The sequence below is a fragment of the Methylobacterium sp. CM6246 genome (assembly GCF_054818005.1).
The window spans coordinates 4,386,557-4,408,929 of the sequence record NZ_JBTXKY010000001.1 but is presented as its reverse complement, the minus strand read 5'-3'; the positions used below and the strand labels follow the sequence as shown (position 1 = coordinate 4,408,929).

Sequence of the window (22,373 nt, the reverse complement as noted above, 5' to 3'; positions counted from 1 at the left end):
GTTCGAACGGCGAAACGCCAGCCCCCGGCGCTTTTCCCTCGCCGGGGGCTGGCGCCGGCACGCCCGTTGCGGGAGAGTCCGCCGTGATCCCGACTCCGCGCGCCCCCCAGGAACCGACGACGTCCCGGCGGATGATGCGCCAGTACGAACTCGTCGAGCGGGTCAAGCGCTACAACCCGGCCGCCGACGAGGCGCTGCTCAACCGCGCCTACGTGTACGCCATGCAGGCGCACGGCACGCAGAAGCGCGCGTCCGGCGACCCGTTCTTCGCACACCCGCTCGAAGTCGCCGGGATCCTCACCGACCTCCACCTCGACGACGCCACCATCGTGGCCGCGGTCCTGCACGACACCGTGGAGGACACCGAGGCGACCCTGGAGGAGATCCGCCGGCTGTTCGGGCCGGAGATCGGCGCGCTGGTCGACGGGCTGACCAAGCTCAAGCGGCTCGACCTCGTCTCCAAGCAGGCCGCCCAGGGCGAGAACTTCCGCAAGCTGCTGCTCGCCGTGGCGGCGGACGTGCGCGTGCTGCTGGTCAAGCTCGCCGACCGCCTGCACAACATGCGCACCCTCCACCACATGCGGGAGGACAAGCGCCACCGCATCGCCCAGGAGACCCTGGACATCTACGCGCCGCTTGCCGGCCGGATGGGCATGCAGGAGTTGCGCGAGGAGCTGGAGGACCTGGCCTTCCGCAACATCGAGCCGGAGGTCTACGCCACCATCGAACAGCGGCTCGCCCGCCTCACCGCCAAGTCCGAGCGGGTGGTCGAGACCATCGCGCAGGTGCTCACGGAAAAGCTCTCCGCCCAGGGCATCACCGCCGAGGTCAGCGGCCGGCAGAAGCGGCCGTTCTCGATCTGGTCGAAGATGGAGCGCAAGTCGGTCGCCTTCGAGCAGCTGTCCGACATCTTCGGCTTCCGGGTGATCGTGGATACGGTCCAGGATTGCTATGCGGCGCTCGGGATCGTCCACACCAGCTGGCCGATGGTCCCGGGGCGCTACAAAGATTACATCTCGACGCCGAAGCAGAACGATTACCGCTCGATCCACACCACGGTGATCGGGCCGAAGAGCCAGCGCGTCGAGTTGCAGATCCGCACCTGCGCCATGGACGACATCGCCGAGTACGGCATCGCGGCGCATGCCCATTACAAGGACCTCGGCAAGGACGCCGCGAAGGATCCGGGCCGGGACCCGTCCAAGGAGCCGGCCGCCCGTTCCGAGGGCAGCGTGCACCCGAAGCTGGCGGCCGAGAGCGGCGCCTACCAATGGCTGCGCCGGACCATCGAGCTGCTCGCCGAGGGCGACAGCCCGGAGGAGTTCCTGGAGCACACCAAACTGGAGCTGTTCCAGGACCAGGTGTTCTGCTTCACCCCGAAGGGCCGGCTGATCGCCCTGCCGCGGGGCGCGACGCCGATCGACTTCGCCTACGCGGTGCACACCGATGTCGGCAACTCGGCGGTGGGCGCCAAGATCAACGGCCGCATGGCGCCGCTGCTGCACGAACTCGCCAACGGCGACGAGGTCGAGATCAGCCGCTCGGACGGCGCCTCGCCGCCGGCCGCCTGGGAATCCCTGGTGGTGACCGGCAAGGCCCGGGCGGCGATCCGGCGGGCGACCCGGACGGCGGTGCGCCGGCAATATGCCGGGCTCGGCCGCCAGATCCTCGACCGGGCGTTCGAGCGCGCGGCCAAGACCTTCTCGGAGGACAAGCTGCGCGGGGCCCTGCCGCGGCTGGCCCGTGCCACCACCGAGGACGTGTTCGCCGCCGTCGGGCGCGGCGAGATGTTCTCCGGCGACGTGGTCCGGGCGGTCTATCCCGACCACCGCGACGACCGCCGGCCCTCCTCGCTGGGGGTGCTGAACGGGGCCGGCCGCCTGGTGCGCTCGGCCGACCAGACCATGCGGCTGACCTTCCCGGCCGGCGAGGGCAAGCCCGAGGACCGCAGCGACGCGATCCCGATCCGGGGCCTGGCCGGCGACCTGCCGGTGACCTTCGCGCCGAACGGCGGCGCGGTCCCGGGCGACCGGATCGTCGGAATCCTGACCCCCGGGGTCGGTGTCACCGTCTACCCGATCCAGTCGGCGGCGCTCGCCGCCTTCGACAACGAGCCGGAGCGCTGGCTCGACGTCCGCTGGGACACCGAGGCCTCGGGCAGCGAGCGATTCCCGGCCCGCCTGGCGCTGAAGTCGATCAACGAGCCGGGGGTGTTCGCCCAGATCGCCCAGGTGATCGCCGACCACGACGGCAACATTGACAACATCTCGATGAAGCGCCGCACCCAGGACTTCACCGACATCACCATCGACCTGTCGGTCTGGGACCTGCAGCACCTCACGGCGATCATCGCGGAGCTGCGCGGCAAACGGCCGGTCAACAGCGTCGAGCGGGTGAACGGCTGACTCCGGCCGGCACCCCGGCGCGGGGCGGAGCTCAGGTTTTCCGGCGCAACCTCGGTAAAGGGTCGTCGTGGCCCGGCCGGATACGCCGGGATACGTTATCGCAATCACTTCGGCGCGCGATCGGCGGCCCAAGAGGCTCATATCCTGCGATTGACTTGACACAGCTGCGTTTCAACCGAATGGTCGATGCACCCGGGTGACGGTCGCCCGGAAGGGGACCGAGCTTACGCGTCCCGGATTTCAATCCGTCTCGGCATTCGATCGCGACGATGCGGCCCCGGGTTTTCAGCCCCGGACCTCGACCAGCCGTTTCAGCACACGATTTCCGACAACCCGTATTCTTCAGGATCCGACCCATCCATGGCAGCACCGCAACGCAGCGCCCTCTTCATCGACGGCGCGAACCTCTACGCGACCACTAAGGCCCTCGGCTTCGATATCGACTACAAGAAACTGCTCAAGGAATTTCAGGCCCGCGATAATCTTCTGCGCGCGTTCTACTACACCGCGATGATCGAGGATCAGGAGTATTCCTCGATCCGGCCGCTGATCGACTGGCTCGACTACAACGGCTACCGCGTCGTGACCAAGCCCGTGAAGGAGTTCACGGACTCGATGGGCCGGCGCAAGTACAAGGGCAACATGGATATCGAGCTGGCGATCGACGCCCTCGAACTCAGCCCGCATATCGACCACATGGTGCTGTTCTCCGGCGACGGCGACTTCCGCTCGCTGGTCGAGGCGATGCAGCGGCGCGGCGTCAAGGTGACGGTGATCTCCACCATCCAGACCCAGCCGGCGATGATCTCGGACGAGTTGCGCCGGCAGGCCGACGAGTTCGTCGATCTCGCGAGCCTGTCGAACCGCATCGGCCGGGAGCCGAGCGAGCGCCCGGTCCGGGCCCCCGGCGAGACCGCCAGCCGCTACCGCGGCGATTCCCGCCCGAGCCCGAGCCTGGAGAACCGCTACGGCATCCGCCAGCCGGACGCCGAGGAAGGCTGAGTGCCTGTTTGACCGGTCATTCTCATCCTCGACCTCATCCTGAGGTGCCGGAGCGCAGCGGAGGCCTCGAAGGAGTCCTCCAGCCTGCCGCGCGATCCCTGGAGGGCCCCTTCGAGGCTGCTGCGCAGCACCTCAGGATGAGGGGAGAGATGAGGATCTCCGTCGAACAGAGCCGTCATGCGAGTTCGACCGCGCAGTCAAACAGGCTCCGAGATCGGGGCTGATTTTCAGGCGCTGCCGCCGTCGAGCCAGTCGATCACCTGCCGGGCGCTGCGGTCGGGCGGGAACACCGGGTAGAACACCCGCATGACCACGCCGTCGTCGATCACCAGGGTGAGGCGGCGCAGCAGCACCTGCCCGCCCGCCTCGAACACCGGCAGGCGCGCGGCCATCGCGAAGGCCCGGTGCGGGTCGGCCAGCAGCGGGAACGGCAGCCGCAGCCGCTCGGCGGCTTCGCGCTGGTCGGCGCCGGTCTGGGTCGAGAGGCCGAAGACCTGCGCCACGCCGCGCTCCCTCAACGTGGCGTGGTGATCGCGGAAATCGCAGGCCTGCGGGGTGCAGCCCCGGGCGCCCGGGATCGCCTCCCAGTCCGGCGTCAGGGCCGGCTTCCCCGGCACGCCGGTGCGCGGATAGGCATAGGCCACCGTGCGGCCGGAGAGCTTCGCGAGCGAGACGGTCCGGCCGTCCGTGGCGGTGAGCGCCACGTCGGGCAGCTTCATCCCGCGCAGGTGATCGGCCGCGCCGTCATCCACGGGGGCGGGGAGCTCGGCGGGCAGGCTGTCGGGATGATCGGTCATGGGCGGCTCCTCTGCTGCCGCCAGAGTAGATCGCCGGCGGCCAAAGGCGAATTGCCGGTCTTCGGGCCTCGCGCCCACCGTCATCGCGCGCGGAGCGGCTCCGAACCGATCCCCCGATGCCCCGCTCTACCCCCGGTCCCGCAACAGCCGCGCCCGGTCGCGCTGCCAGTCGCGCTCCTTGGCGGCCTCGCGCTTGTCGTGTGCCTGCTTGCCCTTGCCCAGCCCCAGCTCGATCTTCGCCCGGCCCTTGTCGTTGAAGTAGATCTTCAGCGGCACCACCGTGTAGCCCTGGCGCTGGGTCGCGCCGATCAGCTTGTTGATCTGGCGGCGGTGCAGCAGCAGCCGGCGCGGGCGCTTGGGCTCGTGGTTGAAGCGGTTCGCCTCCAGGTATTCCGGGATGTAGCAGTTGAACAGCATGAGGTCGCCGCCGGAGGGGCCCGCATAGGCCTCGCCGATGGTCGCCTTGCCGCCGCGCAGGGACTTCACCTCGGTGCCGGTTAAGGCGATGCCGGCCTCGAGCGTGTCCTCGATCGTGTAGTGGAAGCGCGCCGCACGGTTGTCGGCGACGACGCGCCGACTGGGCTCCGGTTTCGGGGCCATGTTTCGTGACTCTCCTCAGCCTTCCAGAAGGCCGGCGTGGCGCAGGGCGTCGTCCACGATGCGGCGCGTCGCCTCCGAGACCGGCACCAGCGGCAGGCGCAGGTCCTCGGTCATGTGGCCGAGCTTGGCCAGCGCGTACTTGGTCGGGCCCGGGTTGGCCTCGGCGAACAGCCCGCTCTGGAGCGGGAACAGCCGGTCCTGGAGCGCCAGCGCCTTGGCGTAGTCCCCCGCCAGCGAGGCCTCCTGCAGGTCGGCGCAGAGGCGCGGGGCCACGTTGGCCACCACCGAGATGCAGCCGTGGCCGCCCTGGGCGTTGTAACCGAGCGCCGTCGCATCTTCGCCCGAAAGCTGGAGGAAGTTCGGCCCCATGGCCTGACGCTGCTGGCTGACGCGGTCGATCTTGGCGGTCGCGTCCTTCACGCCGGCGATGTTCTTCAGTTCGAACAGGCGGGTCATCGTCTCGACACTCATGTCGACGACGGAGCGCGGCGGGATATTGTAGATGATGATCGGAATGCCGACCGCGTCGTTGACGGCCTTGAAGTGGGCGTAGAGACCCTCTTGCGTCGGCTTGTTGTAGTAGGGCGTCACCACCAGGACGGCGTCGGCGCCGGCGCGCTCGGCATGGCGCGCCCGCGCCACCGCCTCGGCGGTGGAGTTGGAGCCCGCGCCCGCCACCACGGGGACGCGCCCGCCGGCCTCGTCGATGCAGGACTCGACCACCCGGTCGTGCTCGGCATGGGTGAGGGTCGGGCTCTCGCCGGTGGTGCCGGTCGGCACGAGGCCGTGGCTGCCCTGCTCGATCTGCCAGCGCACGAATTTCCGGAACGCGGCCTCGTCGAAGGCGCCGTCGCGGAACGGCGTCACAAGCGCGGTGAGCGAACCCCGCAGGCGGCTCCCGGTCTTCTCGGTCATCTCAGGCGTCCCAAAGAGGCTCAGCTGGGGTCTCGGCGGCGTGGCGTGTCCCGGCGTTCTCGGGGCCGCGCGTCCGGCACGCCGTTCGGCGGCGGACGGGCAGACATAGGCGGTCGCGCCACGGTGCGCAAACAGATCGTGGCGAGGGTTTACGGGTTCTTAATGCCCCCGCGCCGATCTTCATTTCTTTCCACTCCGGTCGCGAGAAGGGGGGAAACGTGATCCGAGCCCAGTCGATCCGCGGTCCACTGATCCGAGCGCTGGCCTCGACGCGCACGCCCCTGGCGGCGGTCGCGCTGGTCACGACCTTCGGGGTCGTCACGACCCTCATGGTCGACACGACCCTCGGGGTCGCGCGCGCCGGCCAAGGCGCTCACGCCGAAACCGATGCGCCCGCCTCGCAGCCGACGCCGCCCTCGAGCGACGCCGCCCTGTCGCCCGCCCAGACCCGGAGCACCGAGGCCGAGCTTGTCGCCGACCCGGTCGCGGCCGACGCCCTCAAGCTCGATCCGGCCCAGACCGCCAAGGGAAGCGAGAAGGGCTCGGACCGGGGCGAGGAGGCCGCCAGCAAGATCCCGGCCGCCGCCACCGCGTACGCATCCGCCGATCCCGACGCCCCCGTGGCGTTCCCGCTGCCCGACGCCGCGGTGACGCCGGCCGCGCCGGTCCCCGAGGTCCCCGACCCGGGCAAGCCGAAGAGCGCGGGCGACACCGATCCGACGCTGCTGCGCGGCGCCATCGACCTCTACCGCAAGGGCCGGGTCGCCGACGGCGACCGGATGCGCGACGGCTTCACCGATCCCGCCGCCCGGGCGCTGCTCGAATGGGTGGCGATCCGCGCCGGGGCCGGCATCGGCTTCGCCCGCACGGTCGCCTTCACCCGGGCCAACCCGACCTGGCCGGCCGGGCCGCTGCTGCGCCGCCGGGCCGAGGAGGCGCTGCTGTCCGAGCGCAAGCCCCCGTCCGTCGTCCGGGCCTATTTCGCCACCGCCAAGCCGGTGAGCGCGCCGGGCAAGTTCGCCCTGGCGCTGGCGCTGCGGGCCGACGGCTTCGACGGCGACGCCGCCGAGATCGTCCACGACCTGTGGCGGACCGAGAGCTTCGGGAAGAGCCTGGAGGCCAAGGTCCAGGACGCCTTCCCGGGGGTGCTCACCCGGATCGACCACCGCTACCGGATGGAGCGGGCGCTCCTGAAGGACGACTGGGAGAGCGCCGGCCGGGCCGCCGGCTACGCGGGCGGCGGCTATGCCAGCCTCGTGCGCGCCCGCCGGGCCGTCGAGGACAAGGCCGGCGGGCCGGCCGCGCTCGCCGCGGTGCCGCCCTCGTTGCGCGGGGACGCCTCCTACATCTTCTCGCGGGCGCAGTTCTTCCGCCGGGCCGACAAGCCCGAGGAGGCCGCCGCGATCCTGGCCACGGCGCCCAGCAACCCGGACGTGCTGGTCGACGGCGACGAGTGGTGGGTCGAGCGCCGGATCGTGGCGCGCAAGCTCCTCGACCTCGGCGATTCCAGGACCGCCTTCACGGTGGCGAGCGGCCACGCGGCCCGCACCCCCGAGAAGCGCCTGGAGGCCGAGTTCCACGCCGGGTGGATCGCCCTGCGGTTCGCCGCCGATCCGGCCAGCGCCGCGCAGCACTTCGCCCGGATGGCGACCATCGCGGAGAGCCCGGTCTCGCTGGCGCGGGCCGCCTATTGGCAGGGGAGGGCGGCCGAGGCGCTGGGCCAGCACGATGCGGCCAAGGGCTTCTACGAGCGCGCCGCCCTGCAGCCGATCGCCTATTACGGCCAGGTCGCCCGGGCCCGGCTCGGCCAGACCAGCCTGCCGCTGCGCGCGCCGGCCGACCTCGAGGGCGCCGAGCGGCAGGCCTTCGACGAGCGGCTGTCGATCCGGGCCCTGCGCCTGCTCGGCGAGGCCGGTCTCAAGGACCTGGCGCTGCCGCTCTACATCGACGCCGCCCGGGACCTCACCGATCCGCGGGAGATCCAGGCGCTCGGCGACCTCGCCACCGAGATGAAGGACGCCCGCGCCCTGGTGGCGGTCGGCAAGCTCGCGGTGCAGCGCGGCCTGCCGCTCGACGCCCACGCCTATCCGACCATCGGGATCCCCACCTACGAGACCTTCACGGCGGTGCCGCAGGTTGAGCGGGCCATGGTCTACGCCATCGCCCGGCAGGAGAGCCAGTTCGATCCCCGGGCCCAGTCCGGCGTCGGCGCCCGCGGCCTGATGCAGATGATGCCGGCCACCGCCCAGCGCACCGCCCGCAGGGTCGCCACGACCTTCGACGTCGACCGCCTGACCAGCGATCCCGCCTACTGCGCCAAGCTCGGCCAGGCCCACCTCGGCGAGCTGATGGAGGATTGGCGCGGCTCCTACGTGCTCGCCTTCGCGTCCTACAATGCCGGCGGCGGCAACGTGAAGAAGTGGATCGACGCCTACGGCGACCCGCGCAAGGGCGAGGTCGACGTGATCGACTGGGTCGAGCGCATCCCGTTCACCGAGACCCGCAACTACGTGCAGCGGGTGATGGAGAACCTGCAGGTCTACCGCTCCCGCCTGGACAACCGCAGCGCCCTGCTGATCGACGGGGATCTGCACCGCGGCGCGCGGTAGGGACCCGAACACGACGGCGCGGTTCGAGGCGGGCGGGGCGAAAAGTCCCTTCGAACCGGATACGCGCATTCCCTTCCCCGCAGAGAGGGGAGGGGGACGCGCGTGGGTCCGGCTGCCTCCTTACCGCCGCTCGTCCTCGATGATGCCGCGGATGACGGTCAGGGCGCGCGCGCGGCCCTCGCTGGTCCGGATCGCCGACCAGAGCCGCAGGCATTCCTGCGCCTCGGCCTGGCCGTCGGTCGCGCTCTCGTCGTCGAAGAACTGCTCGACCGGGATACCGAGGATTCCGGCGAGCGTCAGCAAGGTCTTGGTCCCCGGCTTGTCCGAGCCGCTCATGACGGACGATCCTCTCCCTCCAAGTCGGCTGCGATCACGGCGCAATCGGGCTCGACCCTGGGTCCTCGATTCCATGCGCGCGCTGATGCTGAGCAGCCATTCCTTTCGGAGGCGCACGTAAGCCGGTATAAATTCATCACCGGCATAGTATAAAATATTGTATAAAGATCAAGGCCGCTATCTTTATTTAATTCTCACAGTTAGCTTTCATACCAACCGAGCCCTCCCGGAAGGCGGCAATGATTTTTTCGACCGATGCATCTGGTCGGTTCGTCTATCTCAGCGGTGAGTGGTCCGAGATCACGGGGCAGGACCGGTCCGCCGCGCTGGGTCTCGGCTGGCTCGACCGCGTCCCCGAGACCGACCGGGCGACCATCCAGGACGTGTTCAGCCGGGCCGCGGCCGCCGTCAGCGAGTTCAGCCTGCGCTTCCGGCTGCGCTGCGCCGACGGGAGCGTGCGGTGGCTGGGCGCCGGGGGCCTGCCCTCGTTCGGCCCCCCGGATTCGACCTTCCTGGGCTATCTCGGCTCGATGATCGAGATGACCCCGAGCGCGACGGACGGGATGCAAGCCTACGGCCATGTCGGCCGCTACCTGCCGCCGCCGACGCATCATGCGACCGCGCCGCAGGATCACCTGGACCGGATCGCCGACCACCTGATCATCGCCCACTCGCTGATCGAGGGCGACGGTGCGAAGAGCGCCCTGCCGGGCCTGCGCGCCGCCCTGTTCGAGGTCGGGCGCGCCATCGCGCGCCGGAGCACGGAAACGCCGAACGCCTACAACTGACCGGCCCCATGGGTCAGGGTCCACGACGGGGCGCCGCCGCCGGGTGCCGGACCGGTCCGGCGCGGCAGGCGAGGCCGGCGACGGAGCGCGACACGCCGCCTCTCGCGAGCGGGACGGGGCAGGTCAGGGGAAAGTCGCCCCAGGCGGGGGTCGAAAGACGGGGCCTGCGCATCGGCCCGTCCCATAAACCTGTCCGGGGGCGCCCGGGCGTCCGGGGCGCGCATCTCGGGATGACGCTACCGGTCCCCGCGCCGGAGCAAGAACACCCCCTGGGCGCCGAACAGGTTCCAGACCCACCAGGGCATGGCGAAGCGCATCGGCCGGCCCCGGCCATCGAGGGCCGTGGCGCTCTCGATCTCCGCGCCGATCAGCCGGCACAGGCCGACGAAGTCGCGGATCGTGCAATGGTGGATGTTGGGCGTCTCCCACCACGCGTCGGGCATGATCTCGGTGATGGGCATCCGGCCGCGCAGGGCCAGCTCCGACCGGACCCGCCAATGCCCGAAATTCGGGAAAGAGATGATCACCTGCCGGCCGATGCGCAGCAGGTGCTCCAGCACGATCCGGGGATTGCGGGTCGCCTGGATGGTCTGGGACAGCACGACCACGTCGAAGGCGTCGTCCGGGTAGTTCTCCAGGTCGGTGTCGGCGTCGCCCTGGATCACCGATAGGCCCCGGGCCAGGCAGGCGTTGACCCCGTCCCGGGACAGCTCGATCCCGCGGCCGTCGATGCCGCGCCGGTCGCGCAGCAGCGCCAGCAGGGAGCCGTCGCCGCAGCCGATATCGAGGACGCGCGCGCCCGCCGGCATCAGCCCAAGCACGACGATGTGGTCGACCCGGGCGCCGCCGCCCTCGGCGGTGCGGGGCAGGGTGTCGGTGGATTGCCACGGCGCGCCGTGGGTCGCCTTGCCCGAGGAGCCCTTGAACAGCATCGAGCCGCTCATAGGCCGCGAGCCCGAGCGGCGGCGTCGATGAAGCCCCGGGCGGCCGAGAACATCGCCGGCTCGTCGAGCAGGAAGGCGTCGTGGCCCTTGTCGGTCTCGACCTCCACGAACGCGACCGGCGCGGCGGCGGCGTTCAGCGCGTGCACGATCACCCGGGATTCGGAGGTCGGGAACAGCCAGTCAGAGGTGAACGAGACCAGGCAGAACCGGGTCTTGATCCCCCGGAACGCGTTGGCCAGCGCGCCGCCATGGTCCTCGGCGAGGTCGAAATAGTCCATCGCCCGGGTGAGGTAGAGGTAGGCGTTGGCGTCGAACCGCTCGACGAAGCTCAGGCCCTGGTGGCGCAGGTAGCTCTCGATCTGGAAGTCGGCGTTGAACGAGAAGGTCGGGGCCGAGCCGCCCTGGAACCGCCGGCCGAACTTCCGGTGCAGCGCCGGCTCGGACAGGTAGGTGATGTGCGCGCCCATCCGGGCGACGCCGAGCCCCTTGGACGGCCGCGTGCCCTCCTCGAGGTAGCGCCCGTCCGCCCAGGCCGGGTCGGCCATGATCGCCTGCCGGCCGACCTCATGGAACGCGATGTTCTGCGCCGAGTGGCGCGGGCCGGTGGCGATCGGCATCGCGGCGAAGACCCGCTCCGGGTAGAGCGCCGCCCATTGCAGCACCTGCATCCCGCCCATCGAGCCGCCGATGCACAGGAACAGGTCGCGCACGCCGAGCCGCTCCAGCAGCATCATCTGGGCCCGGACCATGTCGCGGATCGTCACCAGCGGGAAGTTCAGCCCGTAGGGCCGCCCGGTGGCGGGATCGATCGAGGCCGGGCCGGTGGAGCCCATGCACGACCCGATCACGTTCGAGCAGACGACGAAGTAGCGGTCGGTGTCCACCGGCTTGCCGGGGCCGACCAGCGTCTCCCACCAGCCGGGCTTGCCGGTGAGCGGATGCGGATGGGCGAAATACTGGTCGCCGGTGAGCGCGTGGCAGATCAGCACCGCGTTCGTGCCCGCGGCGTTCAGGGTGCCGGCGGTCTGGTAGGCGATCTGGAAGGGCGCGAGTTCGACGCCGGCATCGGTCAGCAGCGGCGCGTCCGCGCCGAACCGCATGACCAGGCTCTTCGGGTCGAGCGCCTGCGAGGGCTCCGACAGGCGCCCGGCCGTCTCGTCGATCGGGTCCGGCCGCAGCGCGGTGTCCGGTTGGGTATCCATGCGGGACTTGACGACCGTGTGTCGGCGATCCCGGTCCGCGGCAGGGGGCACGGTGTCGCGAGACCCGCCCCACTCGCCCGACGCGGCCAGCGAGACAGGGAGGTAATGCGCGCGGCCGCGAGCGTCAACGCGCGCGGTTTGCGCAGGGGGCAAAAGAGAAGAGGGGCAGCGGCCCGGCTCAGGCGAGCGGCGCGGCCATCAGCGCCAGCCCGAGGGCGGGCAGGCCGAGCGCCAGGACGGCCCTCGCGTCGAGCCGGTCGGCGCGCACGCCGCCGCGCCAGCTCCGGCTCGCGACGTTCTCGACGCAGAGCCCGGACAGGACGAGCGCGCATCCGACGATCGCCTGGATCGAAACCATGGAAACCTCATCGCGCCGGCCGCGCCAGGGAACGCGGCCCAGGATCACGGCTGGGGAAGTGCGCGGGGCCGCCGCAGGTTCCTCCGAATCCGCGCCTTGGCGGTCATACCTTTGGCCCCCCCTCCGGCTGGCGCGCGCATGCCCATGCCTCACCGGATCGCGGCCGCGCAGGCGGCGAACACCATCGCGGCCCCGACCACCGCGATGCACCCGTTCGCCCACGGGGCGGCCTCCGCCCGGCGCAGCCGACAATCGGCGGCCACCGAGGTGAGGATCCCGATCAGGAACAGGCTGCAGGGGATCAGGTCACCGGGCATGTGGATCCGTCCAGGGGAACGCGGGACGCGACGCGCCCGACGCGGCCCCTTCTCTGGGATCAACAGGCCGAAACGTGGCGGGTGCCCCGCGGCATTTGCGCGTCGCCGCTTTGCCGCGCCGCGGGGCTTCCTCACCGAGACGCGGCACTTCCTCACCGGGGCGCAGGGCTTCCTCTCCGAGTCGCGGGGCTTCTTGGGCGACCCACAGGAACCGGCCCCGCCGGCTTCAGAGCGTGGCCGCGCCCGGAGGCGTCGCGAAATCTTCCAGGCCCATGTCGAGCAGGTCGTTCGGCGTCGCGGTCTTGTCGTAGGCGGCGCTGGCCGCGGCCTCGATCGCCGCCTGGTTCCGGGCGAACAGGTCGAGGGGCGTGAGGTCGGCCCCGCCGGCGAACGTCTGGCGCAGAACCGGGATCGGAACGTCGATCCCGATCACCCGCTCGCCGTTGGTCATGGCGAACCGGATCAGGGTCTCGTCGGCCGGCAGGATGTGGGCGCCGCCGTCCAGGTAGCGTGTGAGGGGCATGGGATCGGTCCTCCGTGGCAAGCTCAGGTCCCCGCCGAACATAGCGACTGCCGGCGCACCAACCAGTGCGTGTCCACGCCCCGAAGGCGCCGAACCTCCCGGCGTGACGCGGGGCGCCCGGCTTCACCGACGGAGGAAATGCTGTAGACCGACCCGGCACACGAACCGTCGCACGCGCATCCGAGTCGCCAGAGCCATGTCCGCCCCCCTTCTCGCCCGCCCGGAACCGCGCCCCGGCGTTCTGGCGATCGACACCTACGTGCCCGGCAAGAGCGGACGGCCCGGCGGCGGCAAGGTCCACAAGCTCTCGTCCAACGAGACGCCGCTGGGGCCGAGCCCGGCGGCGCTCGCGGCGCTCCACGAGGCCACCGCCAAGCTGGAGACCTACCCGGACGGCCGCGCCACGGTGCTGCGCACGGCCATCGCCAAGCGCTACGGGCTCGATCCGGAGCGGATCGTCTGCAGCGCGGGCTCGGACGAGTTGCTGTCGCTGCTGGCCTACGCGTATGGCGGCCCCGGCACCGAGGGGATCTACTCGGAGCACGGCTTCCTGGTCTACCGGATCGCGATCCTGGCCGCGGGCGGAGAGCCGGTGGTGGCGCCCGAGCGCGACTTCACCACCGACGTCGACGCCATCCTGGCCCGGGTCACCGAGCGGACCCGGATCGTCTACGTCACCAACCCGAGCAACCCGACCGGCACCTACCTGCCGTTCGACGAGATCCGCCGCCTGCACGCCGCCCTGCCGGCCAACGTGCTGCTGGTGATCGACGGCGCCTACGCGGAATACGTGCGGGCGAACGACTACTCGGCCGGGCTCGAACTCGCGCTCGAATCCGAGAACGTCGTGATGACCCGGACCTTCTCGAAGATCCACGGGCTCGCCGCCCTGCGGATCGGCTGGATGCTGGCGCCAGCCCACGTGGTCGACGCGGTCAACCGCATCCGCGGCCCGTTCAACGTCTCCGGGCCGGCCATCGCGGCGGGCGCGGCGGCGATCGCGGACGAGGCCCACATGGCGGCGGCCGCCGCCCACAACGCCGAATGGCTGCCAAAACTCACCGCGGGCGCCCGGGCGCTCGGCCTGACGGTGACGCCGAGCGTCGCGAACTTCGTGCTGATCCACTTCCCCGACGCGCCGGGCCGGTCGGCCGCCGACGCCGACGCGTTCCTGACCGAGCGCGGGCTGATCACCCGCCGGGTCAGCGCCTACGGCCTGCCCAACGCCCTGCGGGTGACGGTAGCGGGGGCCGAGGCGAACACGGCCTTCCTGGCCGCGCTCGGCGACTTCGTGCGGGGCGCGCATGCCTGAAGCCGGCCCCCCGCCCATCGGGCGCCTCACCATCGTCGGGCTCGGGCTGATCGGCTCCTCGATCGCCCGCGCCGCCCGGCGCTACGGCCTCGCCCGGACGATCGTGGCGCTGGACCGCGACGCGGCCGTGCGCGCCCGGCTCACCGAACTCGGCATCGCCGATCTCGTCACCGGCGACCCGCAGGCGGGCGCCACGGATGCCGACCTGGTGATCCTGTGCGTGCCGGTGGGCGCCATCGGGGCGGCGGCGGCCGAGCTGGCGCCGTACCTGAAGCCCGGCGCGATCGTGTCGGATGTCGGCTCGGTCAAGGGCGCCGTGGTGGCGGCGGTCCAGCCGCACCTGCCGGCGGGCGTCGCGCTGGTGCCCGGCCACCCGATCGCCGGCACCGAGTTCTCGGGGCCGGATGCCGGCTTCGCGACCCTGTTCCAGGGCCGCTGGTGCATCCTCACGCCCCCCGAGGGCACCGACCCGGCCGCCGTGGCGCGGGTCCGGGCCCTGTGGGAGGGCATGGGCGCCGACGTCGAGACCATGAGCGCCGAGCACCACGACCACGTGCTGGCGATCACCAGCCACCTGCCGCACCTGATCGCCTACAACATCGTCGGCACCGCCGCGGATCTCGAATCGGCGACCCAGTCCGAGGTGATCAAGTTCTCGGCCAGCGGATTCCGTGATTTCACCCGCATCGCCGCCTCCGACCCGACCATGTGGCGCGACATCTTCCTCAACAACCGCGAGGCGGTGCTGGAGATGCTCGGCCGGTTCAACGAGGACCTGTCGGCGCTGGCCAAGGCGGTGCGCTGGGGCGACGGCGACGCGCTCCACGCGATGTTCACCCGCACCCGGGCGATCCGGCGCAGCATCGTGGCCCAGGGCCAGGAGACCGCAGCCCCGGATTTCGGCCGCCCGCGGCCGCCGGAGGAATAGGGCGGCCGACGGGCTCGTCCCACCAGCGCCGTCCCGAGGTGCCGCCCGAGGTGCCGCATCGGCGGCCCTGCAGGAGCCCTCCGGCCGGCCGCGCGATCCCCGGACGGCTCCCTGCGGGGCCTTCGCTTCGGTCCGTTACCTCGGGGGCCACGAGTCGTGCGATCGATCGCCCTTCGACAGCCTGCGGGCCGAATGCCCGGGACGGGCCGGCGACGACGGACCCCGGATCCGCAAGCCCGTCCGGGGAGGGGGCAAGTCGCGCATCGCGGGGGGCGATGCGGGATCGATCGGCCCCCGGTCGACGACACGAAACGCTCAGGCCGCGAGGTCTTCCCGGGCGATGCGGCGGCAATGTTCCAGGTAGCCGCGCTGGTGGGCGCCCATCAGGTCGGTGACCGCGGACCAGAGCCAGCCGGGGGTATCGGCGCCCTGTCCGGGGGCGCGGACGGTCTCGCTCCAGGCCTGCCGGTCGGCGTCGCCCATCTGGCGGCCGTGGGCGCGGCCCAGGATGGCGGCGAGGTGGCCGGAGACCCGCACGGCCTCGCCGCGGGAGAATTGCTCGGCGTCGATCTTGAGATCCTGCGGCATCAGCTCGCGGACCGTGACCGGGGCGCCCTGGAACGTCGCCGCGACCATCCGGTCGCCGAGGTTGGGCGAGAGGGCGCGGGCGCCGGCCACGACCCGGGCGGCGGCGTCGGCCGGCATGTCGCCCCCCCGGGCGGGCGGGGCCAGGTACGGCACCGCCTCCTTGACGTCGAGGAGCGCGAGATGCGGGCGGTCGCCGCCCACGATCTCCACGAGGCCGGCGTAGCGCAGCCGGCCGAGCGAGCTGCAGCCCTTGATCCAGTAGGCGGCGTCGCGGAGCCGGATCTCCGCCCCGGCCTCGGCGCCGCCGAGCGCCAGGACCAGCCGGTGCACCTCCGCGTCGCGGCTCAGCGCCTCGAACGCCTCCTGCTCGGCGCCGTCGAGGTCGAAGAACCGGTCGCCGCGGGGCAGCCGCGCGTCCTTGCCCTTGAGCCGCTCCCGGGACAGGTGGCGCCAGCGCCGGCCGAGCGCGCGCCGGCGGGTGGTGGCGACGATGTCGGATTGGGCGATGCCCCGCTCGGCGCCCTCGGGGTCGAGGATGCCGTCCGCGTAGCCCACCGCCATCGCGTCCATCATCCGGGCGGTGACGATGCCCGGCAGGGTCGCGTTGAGGGCGGCGGTCACCAGCGACAGGGCGAGCCGGACCAAGTCGAAGGCCGGGTTCGAGACCAGGGTCTGGTCGAGGTCGCGGATCTGGATGTCGATCCGCCCGTCGGGGCCGGCGACCGCGCCGAGATTGCCGAGATGCGCGTCGCCGCAGATCCAGACCGGCGGCCCATCCGGCAGCGTGCCGGCCGGCATGGCGGCGATCAGATCGTAGAAATGCGCGGTGCTGCCCCGGACGTAGGCGTGCGGCGAGGAGGCGATCTTGCACAGGCGGCGCTTCTCCAGCACGCTCGCCGCACGCCCCGACCGGGCCGGCACCTGCATATCCATCCGCGTCGTCCGTTCCTCTGCCGCGCCCGATCCGCAAGGGGCGGGATTCGATGTCGGGCGCGAAGCTAGAGTTTCATCCTTAAGCGCGGGTGAGCGTTTTGACGCAGCCGCGGTGCCGGCACGGACAGCGAACGCCGGATGAAACGACCTCAGGCCGCCTGCTGCTCGACCCGGTTCCGCCCCGCGGCCTTGGCCCGGTACAGGGCGATGTCGGCGCGCTTGAGCATGTCGCCGGGGCCGGTGTCGTCCGGGTGCCGGACCGCGACCCCGATCGAGACCGTCACCGGGATCGCCCGGGTGGCGCGGTGCACCGAGAACGGCATCGCCTCGACCTTCTCGCGGATGCGCTCGGCGATGGCCCGGGCCTCAGCCAGGCCCGCCTCCGGCAGGACCACGACGATCTCCTCGCCGCCGTAGCGGGCGACGGTGTCCACCGGCCGCGTGTGCTGGCGGACGCGCTCGGCGAAGGTGCGCAGCACCTCGTCGCCGGCCTCGTGGCCGTAGCTGTCGTTGATCGCCTTGAACCGGTCGATGTCGAGGATCAGCGCGGCCAAACCCGGGCGCCGGGTGGTCTCGTCGGAGAACAGCGCGCCGAGGTGGTTGTCGAGGTAGCGCCGGTTGTGCAGGCCGGTGAGCGCGTCGGTGACGGCCAGCTGCAGGGAGGCCTGCATGGCGCCCCGCAGGGCGTCCGTGAAGCGCTTGCGCTTCACCTGGGTGCGGACCCGGGCCATCAGCTCGTTGCGGTCCACCGGCCGCATCAGGAAGTCGTGGACGCCGAAATCGAGGCCGCGCACCACCCGGGCGCGGTCGTGCTCCTCGGCCAGCATGATCAGCGGCATCGCCCGGGTGCTGTCGAGCGAGCGGAGCTGGCTGCACAGGCGCAGGCCGTCCGACCCGTCGAGGTCGAGGCTGACCAGGGCGAGGTCGAACACGCCCTCGGCGGCCAGGCGCATCGCCGCCTGCGGGTCGGGCTCGATCGTGACCGCGTGGTGCTGGCGCAGGGCGCCGGCCATGCGCTCGGCCGAGCCGGGCCGGTCCTCGACCAGCAGGATCCGGGCGTCGAGGCCGGTCTCCGCGGTGGCGAGCGCCAGGGGATCGCCGATGCCGAACTCGCGCGACGCCAGCGCACGCTGGCGCAATTCGTCGGTGACCGCCTTGAGGCGCACGAGGCTGCGGACCCGGCTGAACAGGGCGGTGTCGTCCACCGGCTTGGTCAGGAAGTCGTCGGCCCCGGCATCGAGCCCGCGCAGGCGGTCCGAGGGCTGGTCGAGGGCCGTGACCATCACCACCGGGATGTGGGCGGTGACCGGGTTGTTCTTGAGGTAGCGGCAGACCTCGAACCCGTCCATGCCGGGCATCATCACGTCGAGCAGGACGAGGTCGCACAGGCCCTTCTCGCAGATCGCGATCGCGTCGGGCCCGTTCATCGCGGCGATCGTGTCGAAATACTCCAGCCCGAGCTTCGTCTCGAGAAGCTTCACGTTCGGGAACAGGTCGTCGACGATCAGGACGCGGGCCGACATGCTTCCTCGCTGACGCGCGATGTCCCTGTCCCGCCGGAGCGGGCGGTCATGCGCCGCTGATGGTGCGCCCGTGCGGCGTCACCGGGGCTCAAGATACGCGCGAACCGTTGCCAAAAACTTCGCGACCGAGATCGGCTTCGACAGGTAGGCCTCGCAGCCGCCCTCGCGGATCCGCTCCTCGTCGCCCTTCATGGCGAAGGCCGTGATCGCGATGACCGGAATGCTCTTGAGGTCGTCGTCCTCCTTGAGCCATTTGGTCACCTCGAGGCCGGAGACTTCGGGGAGCTGGATGTCCATGAGGATCAGGTCGGGGTGGTGTGCGCGGGCCAGCTCGATCGCCTCGATGCCGTGGGCGGTCTTGAGGGTCGCGTAGCCGTTCGCCTCCAAGAGGTCGTTGAACAGCTTCATATTCAGTTCGTTGTCCTCGACGATCAGCACCGTCTTTTTCATGATCCGATGTCCCGGTGCGCGCCGATCATGATTAGCGGGCCGTGAAGCCCCTTGGTGACCTTTGTAGCGATCACATGTTGATGAATGGCAAACCTCTTCAAGGGGCCGAATCTGCGGAACGGCTCGCCCTCGACGTTCTGCTGTGGATCGTCGCGGAGGACGACCGGCTCCTGCCGTTCCTGGCGGCGAGCGGCCTGAGCGCCGACACCCTGCGGGAAAGCGCCCAGGAACCGGCCTTCCTGGCCGGTGTGCTCGATCACGTGATGGGCGACGAGAACGTGCTGGTGGCCTGCGCGGGCGCCCTCGAGATCAAGCCGGAGCGGATCGCCGCGGCCTGGCGGATCCTGTCGCCGCAGCCGGAGGATGACTGGGCGTGAGGCGGCGGTTTGCCGCGCCGGGGTCGAGCCGCGGACGGGCTTTTGGCGCGGATGCGGCCAGGGTGTCAGGCGCGGGAGGCGCGGCTTCCCTCCCCCCTCTGCGGGGGAGGGTGGCCCCCGAAGGGGGTCGGGAGAGGGGAGCGACGGCGCAGGAAAGAGCGCTGACCCGCACATCGGCTCTGCCTCATTCGGACGCCGGGTTCCTCTCTCCCGACCCGGCCTGACGGCCGGCCCACCCTCCCCCGCAGAGGGGGGAGGGAGATGCGCGCACGGCCTTCTGCCTCATCCTCGATCCGGAATGACCCTCGGGCCCGTCCTCACGGCGTGCAGCCCTTGTCGCCCTCCTTGGCGGCGGCGCGGCCGGAGTGGGCGTCGATGTCGAGGGCTGTCATGTCGCCCACGATGGCGAACTCGCCGTAATCGAGCTTGAGCGCGCCGCTGACCCCGTTCTCGTAGAGGTCGAAGCCGAGGGTGTAGATCGGCGTCCGTTCCCCCGCCCCCGGGGTGTAGTAGCTGAGGCGCACCGGCCAGTGCGGCATGCCGGAGAGCGGCCCCGTCCGCAGGGGCTTGTCGCGGGCGGTGTCGGCTGCCGGGCCGGCCCCCGCATGGCCGATCACCGCGAAGGTATCGTAGACCTTCCGGCCGTCGTCGGAGCCGTCGAACACCTTGGCCGAGAGGGTCGCCTGGCCGCCCCGCGCCGCCTCGATCAGGTGGCGCATGTGCTCGCTCGGGAACAGCACCGGTCCCTCCACGGTGAAGGACTTGGCGCCCTTCAGCTTCACCGTGACGGACTCCCCCTGTCCTTGGCCCTGCTCCGAGGCGGTGCCGTCCACCGGGGCGGCGGGCTGGTTGTTGGTCAGCGTCGTGGTCTTGAACCGGAACTCCCGGCCCTTGCCGCCCTCGAAGGTGGTGCTGCGCATGTCCGACAGGCGCGGCCCGCTCTCGCCGGAGGAGAGCTCCGTCACCTGCCGGGTCAGCATGGTGTAGCCGCGGCAGGCATCGCCCCGGAAGTCGATGACGATGCGGCCCCGGGCGCTCTCCACCGAGCGGGTGCCGCCGCCCTCGGCGAGCGACAGGTCGTAGACCGCTCGGTGGTTGGCCAGCACGATGTCCTTGACCTCCTGGGCCGGCGCGGGAGCCTTGGCCTCGGGCGGAGGCGGCGGCTCGGAAACGGCCGGCGCGGCCTGCGCCCCCCAGGCGAAGACGAGAAGGCCGGCCGTCAGGAGGTGCGAGAGGCGCATGAATGATCCCGGTTCAAGGTCCGCCAGATAGCAGGCGACGCGAAAGGGGCAATCGTCGGACCGAACCGTGTACGGCAATCGCCGCACGGACGAACGGCCTCGACAGGCTCGATCATGTCTGGATCGTCCCTGCAATCCAGCGCGACGATCGGCCCGATGAACCACTCCGTCGTTCCGGGGCGCCGCAGGCGGGTACGGAATCCAGAGCCGCCGACGGTACCGGGACTTGCTCCACCTCTGGTTCTGGATTCCGGGCTCCGCTTCGCGGCCGGGGATGACGGGGTTGATGCTTCTGCGGGGTGGATCGTCTCCGACGTGCGTGCGATGCGCCTCTGCTGTCCCTCATCGGTAGCCTTGGGCCTGCAGGGTGAACAGCTCGGCGTAGCGGCCGCCCCGCGCCATCAGGGCGGCGTGGCTGCCCTCCTCGAGCAGCCGGCCGCCCTCCAGCACCAGGATCCGGTCGGCCATCCGCACCGTCGAGAACCGGTGCGAGATCAGCACCGCGGTGCGGCCCGCCGACAATTCGCGGAACCGGGCGAACACGTCGTGCTCGGCCCGGGCGTCGAGCGCCGCGGTCGGCTCGTCGAGGATCAGGATCTCGGCCTCGCGCATGTAGGCCCGGGACAGCGCGACCTTCTGCCACTCGCCCCCCGACAGGTCGAGGCCGCCGGCGAAGCGCTTGCCGAGCGGCTGCGCGTAGCCCTGCGGCAGGCGCGCGATCACCGGGGCGGCGAGCCCCCGGACGGCGGCCGCCGCGATGCGGTCCTGGTCGCCGGCGGCCTCGATCCGGCCGACCGCGACGTTCTCGCCCGCCGTGAGATCGAACCGCACGAAATCCTGGAAGATCGCCGCGACCCGCGCCCGCAGGGCGTCGAGGTCGTAGGCGCCGAGCGGCAGCCCGTCGAGGAGCACGCGGCCCTCGTGCGGATCGTACAGCCGGGTCATCAGCTTGACGATCGTGGTCTTGCCGGCGCCGTTGCCGCCGACCAGCGCCACGGTCTCCCCGGCCCGCACCGCGAAGGACAGGCCGCGCAGGGCCCAGGTGTCGGTGCCGGGATAGCGGTAGCCGACATCCTCGAACACCAGGCCGTCGCGGATCGGGCTCGGCACCGGCGCGGGCTGCGCGGGCGAGCGGATCTCCGGCCGGATCGCGAAGAACGAGAAGAAGTCGTCGAGATACTGCGCCTGGCCGCTGATCTGGGTCAGGCCGAGCAGCAGCCCCTCGATGCCGCCGCGCAGACGCTGGAAGGCGCCGGCCAGGAAGGCGAGGTCGCCGATCGAGAACGCCCCGGCCACGGTCCGCCAGACGATCACCGCGTAGGCGGCGTAGTAGGCGAGCGTTCCGAGGCTTGCGAAGGCGAAGCCCCAGCGCGCCCGGGCGGTGGCCAGCGCCCGGTTCTCGGCGAGCAGGTCTTTCGCGAGGCCGGCGTACAGCGCCGTGATGTAACCCGAGAGGCCGAACAGCTTCACCTCCTTGGCGGTCTCGACGCTGGCGCCGAGGTAGCGCAGGTAGTCGATCCGCCGCCGCTCCGGGCTGCGGATCCAGGCCAGCCGATAGCCGGCCTTGGTGAAGTGCCACTCGTTGAGCAAAGCCGGCACCAGCGCGGCGGCGATCAGCACCACCAGCCAGGGCGTGAAGGCCGCCACCCCGGCGGTAAGCGAGGCGAGCGTAACCAGGGCCTGGAACTGGCCGAACACCGTGCCGATCAGCCCGGTGCGGCCGCTGACCTGCCGCCGCGCCCGCTCCAGCCGGTCCTGCTGGGCGCTGTCCTCGAACTGCGCGAGATCGAGCGAGGCGGCATGCGCCATCAGCCGCACCGAGGCGGCGTTGGCGTAGAGGTCGCCGATCAGCGTCTCGGTCAGGCTCGCGAGCCGGCCGGTGAGGTCGGACAGCAGGGCGAGGCCGAGTTCGGCGGCGACCAGGATGGCGAGGCGCGCCCGGGCCGGATCCGCCAGCCAGTCCGCGAGGCCGGCCTCCGCGGCCGGGCGGGCATGCTCGGCCACGATCCCGTCGAGGATCAGCTTGGCGAGGTAGAGCGACAGGATCGGCAGGAACGCCGCCACCAGGCGCAGGGCGAGGCTCGCCGCGAGCAGGCGCGGGCTCGCCGCCGCGATCTCGCGGAACAGGGCCGGCAGGTAGCGCAGCGCCCCCAGGCGCTCGCCGAGGCGCGCGATCGGGTCGGTCACCGCCGGTCCGTCCGGGTCCGCGCCGGGGCGGAACGGCT

At 71.4% G+C, this 22,373-nt stretch carries 21 protein-coding genes; 7 read left to right on the top strand and 14 right to left on the bottom strand.

Going from position 1 to position 22,373, the window contains the following annotated elements:
• The first annotated feature begins 131 nt into the window (after positions 1-131).
• Positions 132-2,405: a RelA/SpoT family protein gene (locus ACYQPG_RS21370; RefSeq protein WP_461232497.1), complete on the top strand. Its 2,274-nt coding sequence runs from the start codon at positions 132-134 to the stop codon at positions 2,403-2,405.
• 360 nt (positions 2,406-2,765) lie between these two features.
• Positions 2,766-3,407 (top strand): LabA-like NYN domain-containing protein, encoded by a 642-nt coding sequence (locus tag ACYQPG_RS21365; RefSeq protein ID WP_147910007.1) that lies wholly within the window; start codon positions 2,766-2,768, stop codon positions 3,405-3,407.
• A 227-nt stretch (positions 3,408-3,634) separates the two neighbouring features.
• On the opposite strand, the gene ACYQPG_RS21360 is transcribed toward ACYQPG_RS21365, so the two are convergent.
• The 3 genes from ACYQPG_RS21360 to dapA all read right to left on the bottom strand — a co-directional run bounded on the left by ACYQPG_RS21360 (position 3,635) and on the right by dapA (position 5,719).
• Positions 3,635-4,204, bottom strand: a complete 570-nt coding sequence (locus ACYQPG_RS21360; RefSeq protein ID WP_461231701.1) for a peroxiredoxin — start codon at positions 4,202-4,204, stop codon at positions 3,635-3,637.
• A 126-nt stretch (positions 4,205-4,330) separates the two neighbouring features.
• Positions 4,331-4,804, bottom strand: coding sequence for an SsrA-binding protein SmpB (gene smpB, locus ACYQPG_RS21355; protein ID WP_147910009.1), 474 nt, complete (start codon positions 4,802-4,804; stop codon positions 4,331-4,333).
• 15 nt (positions 4,805-4,819) lie between these two features.
• The gene (gene dapA, locus ACYQPG_RS21350) at positions 4,820-5,719 is read right to left on the bottom strand and encodes a 4-hydroxy-tetrahydrodipicolinate synthase (RefSeq protein WP_461231700.1); all 900 of its coding nucleotides are present in this window, start codon (positions 5,717-5,719) and stop codon (positions 4,820-4,822) included.
• A gap of 329 nt (positions 5,720-6,048) precedes the next feature.
• Between dapA and ACYQPG_RS21345 the strand changes: the two genes are divergently transcribed.
• Positions 6,049-8,328, top strand: a complete 2,280-nt coding sequence (locus ACYQPG_RS21345) for a lytic transglycosylase domain-containing protein (RefSeq protein ID WP_246693296.1) — start codon at positions 6,049-6,051, stop codon at positions 8,326-8,328.
• A gap of 120 nt (positions 8,329-8,448) precedes the next feature.
• Here the strand turns inward: ACYQPG_RS21345 and ACYQPG_RS21340 are convergent, their stop codons facing one another.
• Positions 8,449-8,664 carry a hypothetical protein gene (locus ACYQPG_RS21340; RefSeq protein ID WP_147910011.1) on the bottom strand — a complete coding sequence of 72 codons (216 nt, stop codon included), beginning with the start codon at positions 8,662-8,664 and terminating at the stop codon, positions 8,449-8,451.
• A gap of 239 nt (positions 8,665-8,903) precedes the next feature.
• Between ACYQPG_RS21340 and ACYQPG_RS21335 the strand changes: the two genes are divergently transcribed.
• A complete protein-coding gene (locus ACYQPG_RS21335) occupies positions 8,904-9,452 on the top strand; it encodes a PAS domain-containing protein (protein WP_419830163.1) in 549 nt (182 codons plus the stop codon).
• 236 nt (positions 9,453-9,688) lie between these two features.
• Here ACYQPG_RS21335 and metW read toward each other — a convergent pair whose 3' ends face one another.
• The 5 genes from metW to ACYQPG_RS21310 form a co-directional block, all read right to left on the bottom strand.
• The gene (gene metW, locus ACYQPG_RS21330) at positions 9,689-10,396 is read right to left on the bottom strand and encodes a methionine biosynthesis protein MetW (RefSeq protein ID WP_246692348.1); all 708 of its coding nucleotides are present in this window, start codon (positions 10,394-10,396) and stop codon (positions 9,689-9,691) included.
• On the bottom strand, positions 10,393-11,598 hold the full coding sequence (metX, locus tag ACYQPG_RS21325) for a homoserine O-acetyltransferase MetX (protein ID WP_147940976.1): 1,206 nt from the start codon (positions 11,596-11,598) through the stop codon (positions 10,393-10,395). The genes metW and metX overlap by 4 nt, the downstream gene beginning before the upstream one ends.
• Before the next feature lie 178 nt (positions 11,599-11,776).
• Entirely contained in the window at positions 11,777-11,956 is a 180-nt protein-coding gene (locus tag ACYQPG_RS21320) for a hypothetical protein (RefSeq protein ID WP_147899511.1), read from the bottom strand.
• A gap of 149 nt (positions 11,957-12,105) precedes the next feature.
• Positions 12,106-12,273: a hypothetical protein gene (locus ACYQPG_RS21315; RefSeq protein ID WP_187193644.1), complete on the bottom strand. Its 168-nt coding sequence runs from the start codon at positions 12,271-12,273 to the stop codon at positions 12,106-12,108.
• Between the two features lie 226 nt (positions 12,274-12,499).
• Entirely contained in the window at positions 12,500-12,796 is a 297-nt protein-coding gene (locus ACYQPG_RS21310; RefSeq protein WP_461231699.1) for a hypothetical protein, read from the bottom strand.
• A gap of 196 nt (positions 12,797-12,992) precedes the next feature.
• Here ACYQPG_RS21310 and ACYQPG_RS21305 point away from each other — a divergent pair, with 196 nt between their 5' ends.
• Both ACYQPG_RS21305 and ACYQPG_RS21300 read left to right on the top strand, forming a co-directional pair.
• The gene (locus tag ACYQPG_RS21305) at positions 12,993-14,108 is read left to right on the top strand and encodes a pyridoxal phosphate-dependent aminotransferase (RefSeq protein ID WP_419830161.1); all 1,116 of its coding nucleotides are present in this window, start codon (positions 12,993-12,995) and stop codon (positions 14,106-14,108) included.
• On the top strand, positions 14,101-15,036 hold the full coding sequence (locus tag ACYQPG_RS21300; RefSeq protein WP_147910016.1) for a prephenate/arogenate dehydrogenase family protein: 936 nt from the start codon (positions 14,101-14,103) through the stop codon (positions 15,034-15,036). Before ACYQPG_RS21305 ends, ACYQPG_RS21300 begins: the two co-directional genes overlap by 8 nt.
• 315 nt (positions 15,037-15,351) lie before the next feature.
• On the opposite strand, the gene ACYQPG_RS21295 is transcribed toward ACYQPG_RS21300, so the two are convergent.
• The 3 genes from ACYQPG_RS21295 to ACYQPG_RS21285 form a co-directional block, all read right to left on the bottom strand.
• Entirely contained in the window at positions 15,352-16,557 is a 1,206-nt protein-coding gene (locus tag ACYQPG_RS21295) for a DUF2252 family protein (RefSeq protein ID WP_461231698.1), read from the bottom strand.
• 149 nt (positions 16,558-16,706) lie between these two features.
• Positions 16,707-18,080, bottom strand: coding sequence for a PleD family two-component system response regulator (locus ACYQPG_RS21290; RefSeq protein WP_147910018.1), 1,374 nt, complete (start codon positions 18,078-18,080; stop codon positions 16,707-16,709).
• A gap of 78 nt (positions 18,081-18,158) precedes the next feature.
• Complete coding sequence (locus ACYQPG_RS21285; protein ID WP_007560977.1) at positions 18,159-18,530, bottom strand: response regulator; 372 nt, start codon at positions 18,528-18,530, stop codon at positions 18,159-18,161.
• A gap of 80 nt (positions 18,531-18,610) precedes the next feature.
• Here ACYQPG_RS21285 and ACYQPG_RS21280 point away from each other — a divergent pair, with 80 nt between their 5' ends.
• Positions 18,611-18,907 carry a DUF3572 domain-containing protein gene (locus ACYQPG_RS21280; protein ID WP_147940972.1) on the top strand — a complete coding sequence of 99 codons (297 nt, stop codon included), beginning with the start codon at positions 18,611-18,613 and terminating at the stop codon, positions 18,905-18,907.
• 317 nt (positions 18,908-19,224) lie between these two features.
• On the opposite strand, the gene ACYQPG_RS21275 is transcribed toward ACYQPG_RS21280, so the two are convergent.
• Both ACYQPG_RS21275 and ACYQPG_RS21270 read right to left on the bottom strand, forming a co-directional pair.
• A complete protein-coding gene (locus tag ACYQPG_RS21275) occupies positions 19,225-20,148 on the bottom strand; it encodes a cell envelope integrity EipB family protein (RefSeq protein ID WP_461231697.1) in 924 nt (307 codons plus the stop codon).
• Positions 20,149-20,490: 342 nt separating this feature from the next.
• Entirely contained in the window at positions 20,491-22,335 is a 1,845-nt protein-coding gene (locus ACYQPG_RS21270) for an ABC transporter ATP-binding protein (protein WP_419830158.1), read from the bottom strand.
• Positions 22,336-22,373 lie beyond the last annotated feature (38 nt).

Coding starts and splice junctions, on each gene's coding strand:
- ACYQPG_RS21305 (WP_419830161.1), top strand. CDS start 12,993: ATGTCCGCCCCCCTTCTCGCCCGCCCGGAACCGCGCCCCGGCGTTCTG.
- ACYQPG_RS21345 (WP_246693296.1), top strand. CDS start 6,049: ATGGTCGACACGACCCTCGGGGTCGCGCGCGCCGGCCAAGGCGCTCAC.
- ACYQPG_RS21300 (WP_147910016.1), top strand. CDS start 14,101: ATGCCTGAAGCCGGCCCCCCGCCCATCGGGCGCCTCACCATCGTCGGG.
- ACYQPG_RS21275 (WP_461231697.1), bottom strand. CDS start 20,148: ATGCGCCTCTCGCACCTCCTGACGGCCGGCCTTCTCGTCTTCGCCTGG.
- ACYQPG_RS21320 (WP_147899511.1), bottom strand. CDS start 11,956: ATGGTTTCGATCCAGGCGATCGTCGGATGCGCGCTCGTCCTGTCCGGG.
- metW (WP_246692348.1), bottom strand. CDS start 10,396: ATGAGCGGCTCGATGCTGTTCAAGGGCTCCTCGGGCAAGGCGACCCAC.
- ACYQPG_RS21285 (WP_007560977.1), bottom strand. CDS start 18,530: ATGAAAAAGACGGTGCTGATCGTCGAGGACAACGAACTGAATATGAAG.
- metX (WP_147940976.1), bottom strand. CDS start 11,598: ATGGATACCCAACCGGACACCGCGCTGCGGCCGGACCCGATCGACGAG.
- smpB (WP_147910009.1), bottom strand. CDS start 4,804: ATGGCCCCGAAACCGGAGCCCAGTCGGCGCGTCGTCGCCGACAACCGT.
- ACYQPG_RS21370 (WP_461232497.1), top strand. CDS start 132: ATGATGCGCCAGTACGAACTCGTCGAGCGGGTCAAGCGCTACAACCCG.
- ACYQPG_RS21310 (WP_461231699.1), bottom strand. CDS start 12,796: ATGCCCCTCACACGCTACCTGGACGGCGGCGCCCACATCCTGCCGGCC.
- ACYQPG_RS21280 (WP_147940972.1), top strand. CDS start 18,611: ATGAATGGCAAACCTCTTCAAGGGGCCGAATCTGCGGAACGGCTCGCC.
- ACYQPG_RS21335 (WP_419830163.1), top strand. CDS start 8,904: ATGATTTTTTCGACCGATGCATCTGGTCGGTTCGTCTATCTCAGCGGT.
- ACYQPG_RS21295 (WP_461231698.1), bottom strand. CDS start 16,557: ATGGATATGCAGGTGCCGGCCCGGTCGGGGCGTGCGGCGAGCGTGCTG.
- ACYQPG_RS21360 (WP_461231701.1), bottom strand. CDS start 4,204: ATGACCGATCATCCCGACAGCCTGCCCGCCGAGCTCCCCGCCCCCGTG.
- ACYQPG_RS21340 (WP_147910011.1), bottom strand. CDS start 8,664: ATGAGCGGCTCGGACAAGCCGGGGACCAAGACCTTGCTGACGCTCGCC.
- ACYQPG_RS21315 (WP_187193644.1), bottom strand. CDS start 12,273: ATGCCCGGTGACCTGATCCCCTGCAGCCTGTTCCTGATCGGGATCCTC.
- ACYQPG_RS21290 (WP_147910018.1), bottom strand. CDS start 18,080: ATGTCGGCCCGCGTCCTGATCGTCGACGACCTGTTCCCGAACGTGAAG.
- ACYQPG_RS21365 (WP_147910007.1), top strand. CDS start 2,766: ATGGCAGCACCGCAACGCAGCGCCCTCTTCATCGACGGCGCGAACCTC.
- dapA (WP_461231700.1), bottom strand. CDS start 5,719: ATGACCGAGAAGACCGGGAGCCGCCTGCGGGGTTCGCTCACCGCGCTT.